General features: G+C 58.4%; 16 protein-coding genes and 1 pseudogene. 10 read left to right on the top strand and 7 right to left on the bottom strand.

The window, feature by feature from the left end:
* The first annotated feature begins 905 nt into the window (after positions 1-905).
* Positions 906-2,054, top strand: coding sequence for a hypothetical protein (locus tag B6N23_RS08455; protein ID WP_305503663.1), 1,149 nt, complete (start codon positions 906-908; stop codon positions 2,052-2,054).
* Between the two features lie 160 nt (positions 2,055-2,214).
* Here the strand turns inward: B6N23_RS08455 and B6N23_RS08450 are convergent, their stop codons facing one another.
* From B6N23_RS08450 to B6N23_RS08435, 4 genes are all read right to left on the bottom strand, one after another.
* A complete protein-coding gene (locus B6N23_RS08450; RefSeq protein ID WP_305503661.1) occupies positions 2,215-3,489 on the bottom strand; it encodes a Y-family DNA polymerase in 1,275 nt (424 codons plus the stop codon).
* 14 nt (positions 3,490-3,503) lie between these two features.
* On the bottom strand, positions 3,504-3,944 hold the full coding sequence (locus tag B6N23_RS08445) for a LexA family protein (RefSeq protein WP_305503659.1): 441 nt from the start codon (positions 3,942-3,944) through the stop codon (positions 3,504-3,506).
* A gap of 540 nt (positions 3,945-4,484) precedes the next feature.
* A complete protein-coding gene (locus B6N23_RS08440) occupies positions 4,485-5,234 on the bottom strand; it encodes a transporter substrate-binding domain-containing protein (RefSeq protein ID WP_305503657.1) in 750 nt (249 codons plus the stop codon).
* A 66-nt stretch (positions 5,235-5,300) separates the two neighbouring features.
* Positions 5,301-6,422: an NAD(P)/FAD-dependent oxidoreductase gene (locus tag B6N23_RS08435; protein WP_305503655.1), complete on the bottom strand. Its 1,122-nt coding sequence runs from the start codon at positions 6,420-6,422 to the stop codon at positions 5,301-5,303.
* Positions 6,423-6,517: 95 nt separating this feature from the next.
* Here B6N23_RS08435 and B6N23_RS08430 point away from each other — a divergent pair, with 95 nt between their 5' ends.
* The 3 genes and pseudogenes from B6N23_RS08430 (at position 6,518) to B6N23_RS08420 (ending at position 10,184) form a co-directional block, all read left to right on the top strand.
* Positions 6,518-6,802, top strand: coding sequence for a LysR family transcriptional regulator (locus B6N23_RS08430; protein WP_305503654.1), 285 nt, complete (start codon positions 6,518-6,520; stop codon positions 6,800-6,802).
* Between the two features lie 38 nt (positions 6,803-6,840).
* Positions 6,841-8,165: pseudogene (locus B6N23_RS08425) on the top strand (IS1380 family transposase).
* A gap of 1,158 nt (positions 8,166-9,323) precedes the next feature.
* Positions 9,324-10,184: an NAD(P)/FAD-dependent oxidoreductase gene (locus B6N23_RS08420; RefSeq protein ID WP_305503653.1), complete on the top strand. Its 861-nt coding sequence runs from the start codon at positions 9,324-9,326 to the stop codon at positions 10,182-10,184.
* Here B6N23_RS08420 and tnpC read toward each other — a convergent pair.
* Positions 10,163-11,611: an IS66 family transposase gene (gene tnpC, locus B6N23_RS08415; RefSeq protein WP_305503651.1), complete on the bottom strand. Its 1,449-nt coding sequence runs from the start codon at positions 11,609-11,611 to the stop codon at positions 10,163-10,165. The genes B6N23_RS08420 and tnpC overlap by 22 nt on opposite strands.
* Before the next feature lie 94 nt (positions 11,612-11,705).
* On the opposite strand from tnpC, the gene B6N23_RS17045 reads away from it, so the two are divergent.
* From B6N23_RS17045 to B6N23_RS08390, 6 genes are all read left to right on the top strand, one after another.
* Positions 11,706-11,996 carry an NAD(P)/FAD-dependent oxidoreductase gene (locus tag B6N23_RS17045; protein WP_369425086.1) on the top strand — a complete coding sequence of 97 codons (291 nt, stop codon included), beginning with the start codon at positions 11,706-11,708 and terminating at the stop codon, positions 11,994-11,996.
* Positions 11,971-12,273 carry a (2Fe-2S)-binding protein gene (locus tag B6N23_RS08410; protein ID WP_305503649.1) on the top strand — a complete coding sequence of 101 codons (303 nt, stop codon included), beginning with the start codon at positions 11,971-11,973 and terminating at the stop codon, positions 12,271-12,273. Before B6N23_RS17045 ends, B6N23_RS08410 begins: the two co-directional genes overlap by 26 nt.
* A complete protein-coding gene (locus tag B6N23_RS08405; RefSeq protein ID WP_305503647.1) occupies positions 12,273-13,109 on the top strand; it encodes an FAD-dependent oxidoreductase in 837 nt (278 codons plus the stop codon). Before B6N23_RS08410 ends, B6N23_RS08405 begins: the two co-directional genes overlap by 1 nt.
* A 343-nt stretch (positions 13,110-13,452) precedes the next feature.
* The gene (locus tag B6N23_RS08400) at positions 13,453-13,674 is read left to right on the top strand and encodes a hypothetical protein (protein ID WP_305503752.1); all 222 of its coding nucleotides are present in this window, start codon (positions 13,453-13,455) and stop codon (positions 13,672-13,674) included.
* Entirely contained in the window at positions 13,671-14,792 is a 1,122-nt protein-coding gene (locus B6N23_RS08395; RefSeq protein WP_305503646.1) for an NAD(P)/FAD-dependent oxidoreductase, read from the top strand. Before B6N23_RS08400 ends, B6N23_RS08395 begins: the two co-directional genes overlap by 4 nt.
* Positions 14,793-14,887: 95 nt before the next feature.
* Entirely contained in the window at positions 14,888-15,232 is a 345-nt protein-coding gene (locus B6N23_RS08390) for a RidA family protein (protein WP_081137670.1), read from the top strand.
* 194 nt (positions 15,233-15,426) lie between these two features.
* On the opposite strand, the gene B6N23_RS08385 is transcribed toward B6N23_RS08390, so the two are convergent.
* Positions 15,427-15,780, bottom strand: coding sequence for a histone-like nucleoid-structuring protein, MvaT/MvaU family (locus B6N23_RS08385; RefSeq protein WP_305503643.1), 354 nt, complete (start codon positions 15,778-15,780; stop codon positions 15,427-15,429).
* Positions 15,729-16,313, bottom strand: a complete 585-nt coding sequence (locus tag B6N23_RS08380; protein ID WP_081137668.1) for a DUF8808 domain-containing protein — start codon at positions 16,311-16,313, stop codon at positions 15,729-15,731. The genes B6N23_RS08385 and B6N23_RS08380 overlap by 52 nt, the downstream gene beginning before the upstream one ends.
* Positions 16,314-16,315: the final 2 nt, after the last annotated feature.

Below are 16,315 nucleotides of genomic sequence, written 5' to 3'. Positions count from 1 at the left end.
CGCCGCAGTGAACTCGTTTCAGGGCGTACCAAGTGGTCGATGATATTAGATTCGGTTGCTGCTCTGTCTAAGAGAAAGGGAACAGTGGTGTGGGCGGCATTGCTGCTGGTGTTGCTCGCCTGGTGGCGGCTGCCAAGCTCCATCGCCGGTATGCTGTTCCCCATCGTCTGGATGGTGGCTGTGCAACTCGTCTTTGCCGGCGCCTTCGAGGCCGCACGCCTACGACGGCGCGCCTGGCTCGGACAGTATCTCCAGAAAACCTCGCCTTGGAGCCGTTGGCTCCGTGGTGGTGTAGTGATGGTAAGGTGGCATCAGCTGGCCAGCGCCATTCTAGCGGCTGTGCTATTGGTTTCTCTTCGCCTGGCTGGTTCGCTCGATATGATCCTGCTAGTAGTGGGCGCTGTTGCGTGCTGGCAGTGTGGCCGATGGGCGAGATCGCGCCTGGCCAGGCACGTAATTCCTGAGTACCTATCCGCTGTGACTCGACGGCTTCTGGTAGCTCCCGTCTCCGCACTGCTAGCTCTCGCGTTGATAGTGGCATCGTTGGTACGGCCGCAGCCCTATCTCGTGGGTATGGAGCTAGGGCGCGCTGTGCAGGAGCATGTCGCGCCTAGCGGTCAGTCACTACTGGCCATACTCGAGCGTAGTGCCAGCGCATTGGAGCTCGCTTCGTTCTGGACTGTTCAGAACGCGCTCAATGACCTTGGTGTGTTTGGATGGGCCGCAGTGTTGGGGTGGGTTGGCGTGTTTGCGATACAAGGCGTGATGGCGTTGGCATTTGTCCGCTTGCTTGTGGGCGCCGCAGCTGCGCATGATGCATTAAAACGGTTGGGAGATCATTCTTCCACTGTTAGCGCATCATGTGCGGAAGACACGGGCAAGGGGGGGAGGAAGTGAAGGGATTTTTGTCGAGCGACGCCAGCAATGGAGCGCGGCTGGAGTTTTGGAAGCGCTTCTGCGCCGGTATCTCGCCTGTAAGCCTGTTGATTTCCATCACAGTCATGCTGTTTGTTCTCTTTCTGGCCGGCATGAGCCATCGTTGGCTGGCGGCAAGTGACTCTCCCCTCGTACAGTTCATCATCAATGGTGAGAGCCTGGTGCTGAATGCTGAAGATGGCGAAGCCCTGAGCCGAGATTTCGATGGTCGCCTGGAAGGACTGGAACGCGATGCAGAGCAGCAACTCGAATCTTGGATGGAAACAGCCCTTGCAGAGGCGGGAGAGCAGTACCAAGCAGCGGGAGAGCACTACTTGGATTGGTACTTCTCTGCCACAGGGAGCTATGCCCGCCTCGGCGCCAGCCTGGCGGGAAACTTGGACCCCTGGATAGCGGATCAGATTGAGGGCCGCCTTGTGGGTCCCAGCGGGGTCGAGCAGGCCCTGTCGAGCCTGCATGCCGAGTATCGTGAGCGCCTCCTGGAGGGACAGCAAGGGCTGCTCGCGGAAGCGTTAGGCGATGTCTATCTCCACTACTCAGGGGTTGCCATTCCTGCCGCCGAGATTGGGAGCCGTTCAATGGTCACCCTGAACCTGGACCGCGTCGTGGCCGCTGCGGATCACCTCAAGGACAGCGAGACGCTGCTCTGGACAACTCCGCCGCCTGGTATCGGACTTCTGGGAGGGGCTGGAGTCACTGCTGTTCTGATGGCGCGGCCGGCCATGGCCCGAGCAAGCGGCATCGTGAAGCGCTTTGTGGCGCGTCTTGGCCTGGCCGCGACGCGCTCCTTGACCGCCGGCGGTGCGGCCGCAGCGGGTACGGCGGCAACTGGCCCCGGCGCTGTGGTGGCTGGCACCGTTACGGCGGGTACGGTTATTGCCATGACCGCTGGCACTGAGTACATCGCGCTGGTCAGGCAGGAAGAAGAGCATCGGCCTGCAATGGAGGGGGCGCTAGTGGAGGCCTGGGAAGATCTTGAAGCTGAGCTTCGCATGGCTGTGAGCGCTGATCGCCAGGCGTGGACTACGGCGGTGATGGAGCAGCTGCAGCGCTCTGCTGGACATGAAGCTGATGAGGCTGGACTGCCGGACGCGTATCGGATTCTCCAGCACTTATAAACGCTGTCTAAATTTTGTACCTGGGTAGGGGCTCTCATGCCCTATAGCATCGTAAGCACCCGTTCGATGCTGAGTGGGAGCGCGCGATGAATACACGGCTCTTCATCGAGGCACTGGTGCGCTCAATAACCGTCGCCTACCGTGTGCTGCGCGCAATTTGTCAGCCCAGCCGCGGCAGTTCGTTCCAGCGCGTGGTCCAGCGCGGCGTGCGGTTGGCGCAGCGCAGCTGCCAAGCAGCCTTGGGCGAGGCGCGCCCGAAGGTCACGGTGCCGCGCCCCATCTTGTGGTTGAGCGCATCCAACGTCGCCATCAGGCGGTCGCTACAATCGCGCTGAGCCTTGCTGTCAGGAGTGTCCAGCAGCGACAGCTGAGCCCGGTTGGCATCCACCAGATCAACCAACATCACGCCGGCCTTCACGAAGCGGTAGCGGGGCCGGTAGATGGCCGCGAACGCCTGGCTAGCCGCCTGCAGGACGTCGCGGCTGTCGTCGGTGGGGCAGGGCAGCTCCACCATGACGCTGGGCGAGTACTGTGGCAGGTCAGGGCGGTGGCGATTGGTCTTCAGGAAGACGTAGACGGCACGGGCCAGGCTCTCCTGCCCGCGCAGCTTCTCGGCGCTGCGCTGGGCAAACTGCCGGATGGCCTGATGAACCTCCTCTCGGTTGTCGGTCATCCTCCCGAAGGAGCGTGACGTCATGATGCGCTGACGGGCTTCACCAGGATCATTCATCTCGATGCAGGGAATGCCCTTCAGCTCCAGGCAGGTGCGCTCCAGGGTGACCGAGAAGCGCAGGCGAATCTGCTTGGGGTCGGCCTGGGCGAGATCCCAGGCGCTTTGTACGCCCATCAGCGCCAGGCGCTCCACCAGTCGGCGGCCGGCGCCCCACACATCTCCCAGCTCCACCTGACGCAGCAGCGGCTCGTATGTCTCGCTGCCGGTTCTCAACACGCAGACGCCGCCGTAGCCCGGCAGTTTCTTGGCCGCTCGGTTGGCCAGCTTGGCCAGGGTGCGCGTCGGGGCAACCCCCACGCTGACCGGGATATGCGTGAAGCGCCGTACTTTGGTGAACAGCTCCTGGGCGTGACGGTGCATCTGCTCAGGAGCAAAGCCGTCGAAGCGCACGAACATCTCGTCGATGGAGTAGGGCTCCACGCCGGCAGAGAACTCCTCTAGCACCTGCTGCACCCGGGAGGACATATCCCCATAGAGCTCATAGTTCGAAGACAGCAGCACGATGCGCCGCTGGCGGAGCAGTGGCTGCAGCTCGAAGGCAGGTGTGCCCATGGCCACATCCAACGCTTTGAGCTCGTTGGAGCGGGCGATCACGCAGCCATCGTTGTTGGAGAGCACGCCCACGGGCACGCCCTCCAGCCGCGGCTGGAAGGCCCGCTCGCAGCTGACGTAGAAGTTGTTGCAGTCGATCAATCCGATCATGGGCCCAGCCCCGGCTAGACGGTGTACTCGTGAACCACCGCGCGCACCACGCCCCAGGCCTGGCACTCCAGGTCCGCAGCGGGGATGGGGCGGTAGGCGGGGTTCGCCGAGGTGAAGTAGGGGCGGTTGCCGATCAGCTCGTAGCGTTTCACCACCAGCTCCCCTTCCACCGTGGCGACCAGAATGTGCCCGGGGCGCGGCTCGATGGCGCTATCGACCCCCAGCAGGTCGCCCTCTGTGATGCCCAGCGCCTCCATGCTGTCGCCGGTGACTGTCATGAAGAATGTCGACGCCGGCCGCTTCACCAGCCGCTCGTTGAGGTCCAACGTGCGCCCTTCATAGTCCTGGGCAGGGCTCGGAAAGCCCGACAGCCCGGCCCGCGTGAGGGGCAGAGGGAAGGGCAGCGGCTGTGCCGGCGGCGCCGGATCCGCGGGGATGAGCTTGGCGTGTGTCATGGAGGCCTCCTCTCGATACATGATATTTATACAGTATCAAGCAGACGACCCGGTCTGCCAAGCCCATGCACCACGAAGGTCGGGAGCAAGCGCAGCATGATGTTGCTAATGTGACTGAGGATTCGGCATAGCAAGGGAGTGCGAAATGGCAGCTCATACTCGTCAATGTGGGTCTCTCTACTGGCTCCGGTGGTATGTCGGCTCACGACCCAAAGTGGCTATGCCGAAATAGGGTTGCTTTTAGCCAAGAGAGGGCTTTTTCATGGATGAATCAAGGAAGGGCGATAAAGTGGTTTGGTAAACTCTTTGCTGGGAGAACCTAAAATGCCGGAGGGCTATGCCCCCCGGCCACCGGCTAAAGAAAAGCTAAGGAACTGCTTTTATGTGTCGCGAGCGAAGAGAGGTTGGTCGTCGCCGGAGCGCAGAGGCCGGGGTCTATGCGCTACTAGGTGAGGATTTCGACCGGGCTGGCGTACCTTCTCCGCCGGCGACCAAGATATCAAGTGAAGTAATAGATCAGTGTTTCTATAAATATGTCATTTAGTTTTCGAAGTAGCTTTCAAAAATCACATCAAAGGAGCCATCCTTCTTTAATTCGTGCATAGATTCATTGAATGCTTCTGCCAATGCTTCGTCACGCTGCCGGAAGGCGGCGCCTATTCCCGGTCCGTAGATTGATTCAGGGCCGGTCACCAGTTCGCCTTGTCGTGTAAAACGGTCATCGTTGAACATGGTTCTCTGGGCCAGGGGGAACGCAGTGAACACCAGGTCGAGTCGTCCAGCGTGCATGTCGGCAACCACCGAACCAGAATCAGCGTAGCGCCGGATCTCTGCATCAGGGTAGAACTGAGTTACGTACTCGTCCTGGATGGTCGCTTGCTGGACGCCTATCGTCGTGTCCTCAAGCGGACCATCCAGATCGTGCTCGGCGCCAGCCTTGCCGACCCAGACAGAAGGCACCTGATAATACGGATCCGAGAACAGAACCTGGTTAGAGCGCTCCTCGGTAATGTTCATCGCCGACGCAATGAGGTCGAACTTTCGCGCTTGAAGCGCCGGAATGATACCATCCCAGGCCTGCTCGACCCATACGCATTCGCGCTGCATCCGCTCGCAGGCAGCATTGACGAGTTCTACCTCGAAACCAGTAATAGTGCCGTCCGGCAGCTTGTACTGATAGGGCTCATAGGGTACATCGACACCGATGCGCAGCGGCTTATCTTCTGCATTGGCTACTCCTCCGAGCAGGGCAGCTGCCAACAGCAGATTGGTGAGGGTATGAATTCGCATTTTGTATCCTCGCAGTTTGTTTTGTCGTATGTGCGTGGGTGATTCCGGGCCGATCTTGTTATGCCACTATGGGTTGAGGGCGGAGCGAGAGAACCTCGCGCCGGAGAACTTTGCGTATTCGTGATTTAGGCTGTCTTGCAGGATGGATTCGGCCAGACGGCCGGCATGGAAGGCTGCCAGGCTGATACCGCTGTGGCTGCTTAGGCCATAGGCCCCGGGGTATTGCCGTGAAGCTTCATAGAGAGGGTGGCCATCCGGTGTCATAACGCGCAGCGCTCCCCACGAGCGCACCAGTCGCGCATGGGCGAGAAACGGAAAGATTCGCACCGCGCGATCGGCCAATTGCTGCATTATCGGCAGGGTCACCCCCCTGTCGAAACCGACCTCTTCCTGAATGTCCCCGATCAAGTACGCGCCACTAGCCGTCTGTCGAATCTGTGGGGTCGGCAGTTGGGCAATTTTTTGCAGGCGTTCAGTCACCAAGACCTGGCCGCGCACGGGACGCACCGCCCCACTGAGCCCCAGCATCGGCGCCAATGCTGCGCTGCCCAGACCAGCAGCAAGGATAAGGCGCTCAGCTTCGTAGGTGCCGTGCGTGGTTGCCGCTCGAAAGCCATTCATGAGGGGAGTGAGCAAGTGCACCTCGCAGCCAGGACGATAATCGAGCCCGAGCCCGAGATTGGCTGAAAACAGCGCGCGCAGTAGATACAGGGGATTGCAATGGCCGTCATGGGGCGACCAGGTACCACCGTGCACGCCTTCGCCGAGCCCCGGGAGGTAAGAGGCAAGCGACGTACGGTCGAGATATTGCCAACGGAATTGTCGCGCCAGGTAGGGGGATGTCGACTGGATCGCCGAGTACTCGCGCTGACGTGCCTCTGCTTCCTCCTGATTGAAGCAGAGATCGACTCCACCCCTGTGTTCGTATTCGAGGTCTAACCCGGTGCGCTCCTCGAGTTCAGCGGCAAAATCAGGCCAGGCCAGGCTCGCTTCGAAACTGAGTTCGGCATAGGCTGGCATGCCTGCGCCCTTGCCCTGCACCCAGGTGAGACCGGCGTTCCCTCGTGAGGCGCGCAGTGAGTCGTCGCTTCCATCGAGCACCGTAACGCGACAGCCCGCACGCAGCAGACCATAGGCCACTGCCATGCCGACCACACCACCACCAATGATTAGGAAATCCTGCTGCATGCCATCCGCTTCTTGTAAGTGGTATGCATCGACGATAGCGAGGCGAACGGTATACGATCCAATACCAATAATTGCCATGACGATACACAAATATTATGAAGCTTCCCCATCTTCGCGATAAGCAGGTGCTTGCTTTCAAGCTGGTCATGGAATGCGGCACGGTTTCCGGTGCGGCAAGGCGTATGCTTATCGCCCAGCCAGGGGTCACCCGCTTGCTCAAGCAGCTTGAGCATGATCTGGGGTTTCACCTGTTTGAGCGAGTACGTGGGCGCTTGATACCGACACCTGAAGCGCGCCTCTTCCATCGCGAAGTACAGCGCGTATGGCCTAGCCCGAATATTGCACCAGGCATGAAAAAAGCGGCTGAAAATCGGTTATAATTCAAGAGCCTAACCAAGAATCAGCCGACACAGCCGCCATGACAAAATGTACCACGCCCACCGCCACCTTTCCACGCTGCAAAGGCCGTCAGATCACCGCCAGCTTCGATGGCGGCGAGGTCACCTCTGACGGTGGCATCCTGCTGCTGCGGCAGCTCGACCGCGAGATGGGCCTGACCCGCGCTATCGCTCGCCGGCTGAGTGATGACCGCGATCCTCAACGCTGCCTGCATCGCACCGAAACCCTGGTTCGGCAGCGCGTGTTTGGCCTGGCGCTGGGCTACGAGGATCTCAACGACCACCAGGCGCTGCGTCACGACATCGCCCTGCAGACCGCCGTCGATACCGACGGCGTGCTGGCCAGCCAGTCCACGCTGTGTCGCTTCGAGCAGCAGCAGCCCCGATCGGGACTGGGCGGTCACCATCCACGAGGAAATGATCGAGCAGTTCATCCGCTCGTTCCGGCGGCCACCCAAGAAGCCGCTCTACCTCGACTTCGATGCCACCGACGACCGGGTGCACGGCCAGCAGCTCGGGCGGCACTTCAACGGCTACTACAACCACTACATCTTTCTGCCGCTGTTCGTGTTCTGTGGCGATCAGCTGCTGGTCAGCTACCTTCGCCCGGCCTACCGAGATGCCGCCCACCACGCCGGCGCCATTCTTGCCCTGCTGGTTCGGCGGCTGCGCCAGGCGTGGCCTGAGGTAAAGGTCGTATTCCGCGGCGACAGCGGCTTCTGCCGCCCGCTGATCCTCAGTTGGTGCGAGCGCCACGGTGTCGACTACATCGTCGGCCTCGCCGGCAACCCGCGGCTGGCCAAGCTAGCCCTGGATATCGACTACGAGTCAGCTATCCGCTTCGAGAAGACCCGTGAGAAGCAGCGAGTCTTCGGCTTCATCGAGTACGCCGCCAAGAGCTGGAAGAAGCGCCGACGAAAGGTGGTCGTCAAATCCGAGACCAGTTGGCGTGGCTTCAACACCCGCTACGTGGTGACCAACCTGCGCGGCTGCAGCGCAGAGTGGCTCTACGACCACCGCTACTGCGCCCGAGGCGAGATGGAGAACCGCATCAAGGAGCAGCAGCTCCTGTTCTCAGACCGCACCAGCTGCCACCATATGGTGGCCCAATCAGTACCGACTGCTGCTCTCGGGGCTGGCCTACCTGCTCCTGGAGCGGCTGCGTCGGATTTACCTTAAGCGCACCGCCTTCGCCCAAGCCCAGGTCAATACCATCCGCCTGAAGCTGCTGAAGATCGGCGCCGTCATCACTCGCAACACACGGACCATTCGGCTGATGTTGAACAGCCAGTATCCGGAGCAGGACCTCTTCCTGATGTTGGCCAGCAAGCTGGTGCCGGGATAGCGTCGCGGCGTGCTGCCCCCGGCACAGAAAAGACATGGGGGTGGGGGGAGGTGCGCCCTGAGCACAGGAACTTGATCAAAAAACAGCCAAACTCCACCCCAGATCCCTTTTATCCCCACCGAGCCTGGCATCTGAGGACTTCTGACTGACCCGGTGCAACATCCGGGTTAGCATGAGCATCATGCCTCTGGCTCAGAAAGTCCTGAAACATCATGCGCTTTTCAAGCAGCTTCGCCAGTGCCATGCTCTTGGCAGCCATCGTGGGGTTCCTTCGGTGGGAGTGTTTGGCAACTTGCAACTTTAGCGAAGGCCCACGGTGGCCTAACTTATCAGATCTAACCACACTTCTTGCTGGCACGTTATCAAGTCTAACTTCAGAATTTGATTGATGCGTAAAGCGATGGATTCGATAACATATACGCATAGGGTTGGTAAAAAATGGTATTAGTGTGCATGGCATTTAGGTGCTAGTTTTTAAGCCATAGCGTAAACACTGCATTGGAAAAAATTATAGTAATTTGAGTTATTTTCAATATCTTATTGGTTTAATAATAAAAAATGAGGATGTGAATTATGGGTGGTCGCGTACTTCGAATAGCATTTATAGCTGGCGTAATTGATTTTTCAGTAGCTTTAGCCCCATGATTTTTCCTGCCGATCCTTTTGTTGATTTAATTCTTCTTGTTCCGTATGAAACTCTCGGTTTATTTCCCCCCGGGTTGTTTTTGCGTACAAGTGTATATAGCAGGTTTAATGCATTGGTGTCGGCTTATGTGATCACCATTCCGCATAATAATCGCTTATTTAAAGTATCAGTATTTGGTATGGGGGAACAGGAAGTAAATTCCGTAATGTCATTGAGGGCCAATCAGTGGTCTATTTTTAGTCGTGTCGTATTTCCGGTGACCTTGTCGAGCGTGGCTGGCGGTTGGTTTCTCGCGTTAACCGCAGTTACTTTGAAATTTCGATGGCGTTTTTTGCGTCGCCCAGCCCGACAGCGCTGTTCGTAAAATGTATAAGGGTATTGTTTACACCATCGGCCCGATGATTGCTTTTATATCGACCGTGCTGATCTTTCTAACGGCTTTCTTGGTTCTGATGCTGGATCATGTCTCTGGGTTAGACAAATTACTGATCGGCAATGGGTGAATCGATCAAATGAATACTTATGATTTTGCTATCGTTGGTGGTGGGCTAGTAGGCAGTGCTATTGCTTATGGCCTGGCTAAGGCCAGCTACCGTGTCGCTGTGCTCGATGAGGGCGATGTTGCCTATCGAGCATCTCGAGGCAATTTCGGACTGGTCTGGGTTCAGGGTAAAGGGCTCGAAATCCCGAGCTACTCACAGTGGAGCATGAGTTCTGCATCCTTGTGGCCCAGCCTATCGGAAGAACTCTGGGAGCTCACTGGGGTAGCAACACAACACCAAGCGCCGGGAGGTTTGCATCTCTGCTACAGCCACAAGGAAATAGAGCTGAGGCAGGCTGAACTTACCACGTTGTCCAAGGCAACTGGCGGGCAGTTTGATTTCGCAATGCTCGATCATGAACAGCTACGCGAAATGATTCCGGAAATAGGGGAGAGTGTCACGGGAGCCTCATGGTCACGCTGGGATGGACATGCCAATCCTCTTTATTTGCTACGTGGATTGCATGCCGGTTTTCTTCGCTTTGGCGGTACTTTCCTTCCTGGCAGCAAGGTTCACCGAGTACAACAGCGAGGGGATAGCTTTGTAATCGAGCGTGAAGGTGAGCGAGTCCATGCGGAGCGCGTGGTGCTCGCCGCCGGTCTCGGTAACCGCCTTCTAGCTCCTCAGGTTGGTCTGCAAGCACCACTGGTGCCTAACCGAGGCGAGATCCTGGTTACTGAGCGCATGAGCCCACTTCTGAATCTTCCGACCACGTACCTTCGCCAGACAGGGGAAGGCTCAATTTTGCTAGGTGATTCACATGAAGATGTCGGTTTTGACGAGGGCACAGAAACTCCTGTGCTATGTAACTATTCAGCACCGGTTGGCTGAGTCGGGGCTTCTTGCTGCTTGAAGGCTGGCACCTCCCCCGCAAACAGTTGCTCCAGTGCGGTATGCGCCGCTACCCCTTGCTTGACGGCGGTCGAGAGAAAGCTACGCATGCGGCAGAAGATCTCAGCACCCTCCCAGGAGCGGAAACAGCCCGAGATTTTCTGCTGGACCTTGGTCATTCGCAGATCGCGCTCCCCCTGGTTGTTGGTGAAGGGAGCGGCAGGGTCGTCGAGGAAGCGCAACACGTCGTCCTCGTACGCCTGGAGGCGTTCCAGGAGGTTGCGCGACTTGGTGCGCTTGGCCCGGCCTCGCGTTCCAGGTGGCGGTTTCACCGGCGGGGGGCACTCGGCGTCCCCTTTCGCCAGGCAATCTCGATAGCGCTGCCGCCAGGCTCGGGTCTCATCGGCCGAGAGGCAGCCGTCGGCCACCTCCACGGCGCGATGCATCTCCAACAACAGGTCATGCAAGGCCTTGGCCCATGCCTGGCCATCGTTCTCCCAGGCCGCTGTCAGCTCCCGAAGGTGGTGCGCATTACAGAGCGCGTGCCGGCAATCCGGATAGCGGTAGTAGGGCTTCCAGTGATCATGCACCAGCACGCCACGCACGAAGGGCAATACGCCGATGGCGTCCATCGCTTCCTGGCCGCGCTTGGGGTGCGGGGCCAACCAGGTCAGGGCCTCGTTGGAGGCGCTGTGTAGCCAGTAGCGTTTGCCACCGACCTGCATTCCGGTTTCATCGGCATGGACGGTGGCTGCTTCACGTAGCGCCGGGATCACCCACTCGGCGAACGCCTCGGCCCGCTGGTAGGCCTCCTGGTTGAAGGCGAACAGGGTGCCGGTGCTCAGCGACAGGCCGCACTGCGAGGTGAGCAACTCGCGGATACGCGCATAGGGCAACAGCTGATACTGGGAGAGATAGACGACATGCGCCTTGAGGCGAGGGCCATACTGGATGGGGCGAGTCACGCCCTCGGGGAATGGCGCCACGTAGCGTTGCCCCTGATCATCTTCGAGGACCTCAGCCTGATATTCGGTGACCACGGCCTGGATTACGATGTCCTGCACTTGGCGCGTTTCGACGCCGACCGGGCGGTAAGAACGCCCCTTGGGGAGTTGCCGACGATCGACACGGAGCTTGACCACCTCGTCGGGGTCCGTCACCGGCGCCAACGTCTTACCCTCATGCCCTGGCTGTCCGCCGGGGCGCCGCTCGCCTTTGGCGCGCGAGCGGCGCTGGCGATTGGGATCCTGGGACGGTGGCTTGCTGCTGTTGCGGCTACTGGTGGCCAGGCGATCGGCCATGAGCTTGACCAGCAGCATCAGCACATCGATGGCGGCACGCAGCGACGGCGAGACCGTCTGGTCTTCCTTGAGCTGCTGCCGGACCCGCTCCAGGGCCTCGTCGACGTTGATATCGCTGATGGTCATATCACCGCATAGGTGTGCCGAATGATGCTGTGCACTATGCCAGAAAAATCAGCTGGTTGGCGATACCCCATCCGCAGCCACCTGAATAGTTACTGTGCTATCGCATATCGCCCAACGGGCTGTGCGTGCCCTGCCGGCGCTAGCCAAGACGCGCATAGTACGTACTTGGGGTGCGCTGCGAGTGATGACACCTGATGGCTATCCGCTCTATCAAGCTTCGCTCTCTCATCCGGGCGCATTCGTGGCCTGCTGCCATAGCGGTGTGACCTTGGCTGCAGCCCATGCCAAACGCCTTGCCCCCTGGATCGCTGGTGATTCCTCACCTAGCGAAATAGTTCCTTTCACCGCGGAGAGATTCGATGTTCAAACGGCTAACCCCGCCTGATGCGCCTATGCAGAAAACAGTGATCGTTTACTTCAACGGCCGGCAGGTTACTGCCCAGGATGGCGATACCATTGCAGCGGCGCTGCTCGCGGCCGGCGTCGAAGCATGTCGTCCCACGCCGGTGAGCGGATCCCAGAGAGGCCCCTACTGTATGATGGGGGTCTGTTTTGAGTGTCTGGTCGAGGTGGACGACGTCCCTAATGTCCAGGGTTGCCAGGTCCATGTGAAGGACGGCATGCAGATTCGCTCTCAACACGGCGCAAGGAGGCTCGGCTGATGACGACTCATGACTTGGTGATACTTGGAAGTGGGCCTGCCGGTATGGCCGCTGCCGCCGCTGCCGTGGCCCATGGCATCACCGCGGTGGTGGTAGATGAACAGCCGGCGCCTGGTGGACAGATTTATCGTTCAATTGAGACTACGCCGATCAAGGAGCGGCGAATTCTTGGTAATGACTACTGGTGTGGTGAGGAGCTGGTAGATGGGCTTGATGATCCACGCATTGATTATCGGCCTGGGACTACCCTTTGGCAGCTCACCAGGCAGCTTGAGGTCGGGCTCCTCCAAGGTGACCAAGCGTCGATGGTTCGAGCCCGACATGTCATTCTCGCTCATGGTGCCATGGAGCGTCCTTTTCCGGTTCCGGGCTGGACCCTGCCCGGAGTCATGACTGCCGGAAGCGGGCAGATTATGCTTAAGAGTTGTGGTTTGGTGCCCTCGGCACCGGTTGTTCTCGCTGGCTGTGGGCCACTTCTTTTACTGCTGGCCGTGCAATATTTGCGCGCTGGGGTTCCCATTGCTGCCTTGCTTGATACCTCGTCGCCAGGCCAATACCGGGATGCACTCCCGCTAATGCCAGGTGCGCTACGAAATATTCGAACTCTACTCAAGGGCGTGGGGCTATTGGCCGAACTGCGACGTGCAGGAGTTAGGCATGTTCGGCATGTAACGGCTCTGGAGGCCGAAGGCGAGAACCGACTAGAGCGTGTCCGCTGGCGATGTGGCAATGATCCTGAGTGGCACTCCTTGACAACACCGCTGCTGCTACTGCATCAGGGTGTAGTACCAAACACAAAGTACACAGGTTACTCGGGCGCTCGACTGCACACATGATTGGGACGAGCGGCAACTGTCTTGGCGTCCGCGAACGGACACTTGGTTGGCAACAGATGTCGAGGGGGTCTCGGTCGCTGGAGATGCTGGTGGCATCGTAGGAGCCAAAGCTTCTGCTTTTCAGGGGCGGCTAGCAGGCCTGGGTGCCGCCATCGCTCTAGGTCGTGTTAATGAAGATCAAATCCGAGCGGAAGTGAAGCGGCTACGGCGTGAATTAAAGCGAGAAACGGCTATTCGTCCTTTCCTCGATACCCTCTACCAACCGGCCGCACAATGGCGCCTTCCGGAGGACAATACAGTTGTCTGTCGGTGTGAGGAAGTTACTGCAGGTGAAGTGCGGAACATGGCAAATCAGGGGTGTCGTGGACCTAACCAGACCAAATCATTTACTCGATGCGGAATGGGACCCTGTCAAGGACGTATGTGTGGCCTGACGGTTAGCGAACTGTTGGCCGATGCCAACGGCCAGAGCGTTAGCGAGACTGGTTACTATCGGCTTCGCCCTCCCTTTAAACCCATTACTTTGGGGCAGCTGGCTACAGCCGCTGAGGATATTTCGAGATGAGTGCGCGGATTGTGATTGTCGGGGGAGGTCTCCATGGCTGTAGTGCCGCTGTCCATCTCAGCGCCCAGGGCCATCGGGTCACTGTGATCGACAAGGACTATGCCGGCCGTCATGCCTCAGGTGTTAACGCTGGTGGTGTGCGGCGATTAGGCAGGCATCCTGCGGAGATCCCATTGGCCATGGCGGCCTGGGAGCGTTGGCAACGCATGGCCGAGGTAGTAGGGGACGACTGTGGTTTTCGCCCGGTCGGGCAGATCATGGTCGCCGAGAATAGTGCAGACTTGGAGACGCTGGCTGAGCGTGAGCGACAGGTCCGTTCTCTGGGATTCAACCACGAGTACCTCATTACTCGCGACGAGCTCCGTAAGCGTGTACCTGCTCTGTCTCCCCATAGCCCTGGCGGGCTTGCCTGCGACGGAGATGGTTATGCCAACCCCTATCGTACGGTTACAGCCTGGAGGCGCTTGGCTCAACGGCAGGGCGCAAGTTTCTTCGAAGGTGTGACTGTCACTGACCTGGAGGCCTGTGGCAGCGGCTGGAAGGTTCAGGCTGGCACCCACCGGTTTACTGCTGACATCCTCATCAATTGTGCTGGTGCTTGGGCGGGAACTTTTTGTCAATGGCTGGGTGAGCCAGTGCCTCTCGCAGCGGAGGCGCCGATGTTGATGATTACTGAGCGAATGAAACCATTTCTCGGTCCGGTTATTGGGGCTACCTCCAGGTTACTTTCCTTTAAACAGTTTGAGAATGGTACCGTGATGATCGGCGGAGGAATTCGTGGGGAAGTCGATTCACACCGTCAGGTTGCCGAGACCAGCCTTGGTGGCTTGGCAGAAAATGCAGACACTGTGTTGAGCCTGTTCCCCTTTATGAATGAGGCGCGCATTGTCCGTACCTGGGCAGGGATGGAAGCCGTTATGCCAGACCAAATCCCAGTGTTGGGCTCGAGCAGTACATCCGAGAACGTTATTCATGCCTTCGGCTTCTCGGCCCATGGTTTTCAGCTGAGTCCCATTACTGGGGAAATCGTGGCTGACCTAGCTATGGGGCGCGAGCCGTCCTACCCGATTGAGCCATTTTCGATTACACGTTTCAATGGTAATCACTCCTCAATCTGATCTACTGCTATTCCGCATTATACATCTTGCTCATTTTTCGGCATGCCGAAAAGAGTGACACCACGCCTGAAGTCAGGCAATCAAAGGAGTTAGTCATGATCAAGCGCAGTATCCCTACCCCAATTATGCATCGTGCAGTTGAAGCCAATGGTTTTGTGTTCTTTGGTGGCATCATCGCAGATGATCTCAGCTTGGATATGGCAGGGCAGACTCAGCAGGTATTGGACAAGCTGGAAAATTATCTTGCTGAATCCGGAACTAAAAAGGAGTGTATTGTCTCGGCTACTGCTTATGTTTCTGACTTGTCGCTAAAGAAAGGGATGAACGACGTCTGGGTCCAGTGGTTTGGTCCCGAAAACCTGCCTGCCAGAGCGACTTTAGGGGTGGCAGACCTTGGAGAAGACGTGTTGCTAGAATTGGTAGTTACAGCGGCTAATTAATTGTAGCCACATAAACAAAGCGTATTGTTTTCAGCCCATTGCTCCACTAGATAATTTTTAGATGGAGTAATGGGCTTTGAAGCTTTCTTGTATGTTTGTTCTAAGGAGAAATGATATTGGCTTCTAGGCTTGTTTTATAAAAGATGTCTTGTTTAATTGTTTCCATCTAGAAATTCTACTCGTGTTCTCAGTCGTCAGTTCTCCGTCCTCACCAGCCACCCTCCCACGGTCTCGGCACCGTACTCCTCCTTCCACGCCTTCAGCGTCTTCTGGTTGCCGCCGCGGGTCTCGACGACTTCGCCAGTGTTCGGGTTCTTGTAGATCTTCAGCTTGCGCTTGGCGCGGCCGGTGCTCTTGGCGCTGCTGGAGCTCTTGTCAGCGGTATGCGTTGGATCCAGAAGCTTGATGACGTCAGCGGCTGACTTGTCGAACTCGCGCATCAGGTCTTCGAGGTGATTCTTGAAATCTAGCTCGGTCTTTAGGCAGTCGTCGTACTTCAGCTTGTCGAGCTCGTCCTGCAGCTGCTTGAGCTGCTGTTCCTTCTGCATGTAGGTGTTGAGACCGCCGGTTCTGCGTCCAGGATCTCCCACCAGGCCAGGATGTCCTGCCTGGCATGCTCCATTAGTGCAGCAGCGGGCAGGCGGTCGGACTTAGCGGCGTTGGCTCGCTCGGTGGTTGGGAGCAGATTCCAGAGATCGTTGTTCTGCCAGCGAGACCACGGAAAGCAGTGGTCCACCGCGTAATGGTGGCGGTGCAGATCCTGGTGGGACCACACGCAGTGCAGCGGTGCCGGCCGGATCAGGTGCCTGGCGATCAGTCGGCGAACCTTGTGCGTTTCACGCCGGCTCTCCGGCCAGGTTAGCGCCCGGTGTAGCAGACCTACATCGGCCTGCGGGTTGTAGTCCTGCATAAGCTGCACCCACCCATGCGTGATCGCGGGCTCCAGCCAGCAGGCATAGCGGCTCATGCAGTCCCACAGCGCAGTGGGCACCCGGTACTCGCCGACCCCCAGTGTCAGGATGAGTGTCGTGCCCTCTGATACCCTGTTCTTATAAACCGACCAGGGGGCGAAAGGAGACACTC

This window comes from Halomonas alkalicola (genome assembly GCF_030704205.1).
GTDB classification, from domain to species: domain Bacteria; phylum Pseudomonadota; class Gammaproteobacteria; order Pseudomonadales; family Halomonadaceae; genus Halomonas; species Halomonas alkalicola.
The sequence above is the reverse complement of the archived record's forward strand: the minus strand, read 5'-3'. Positions and strand labels throughout refer to the sequence as shown.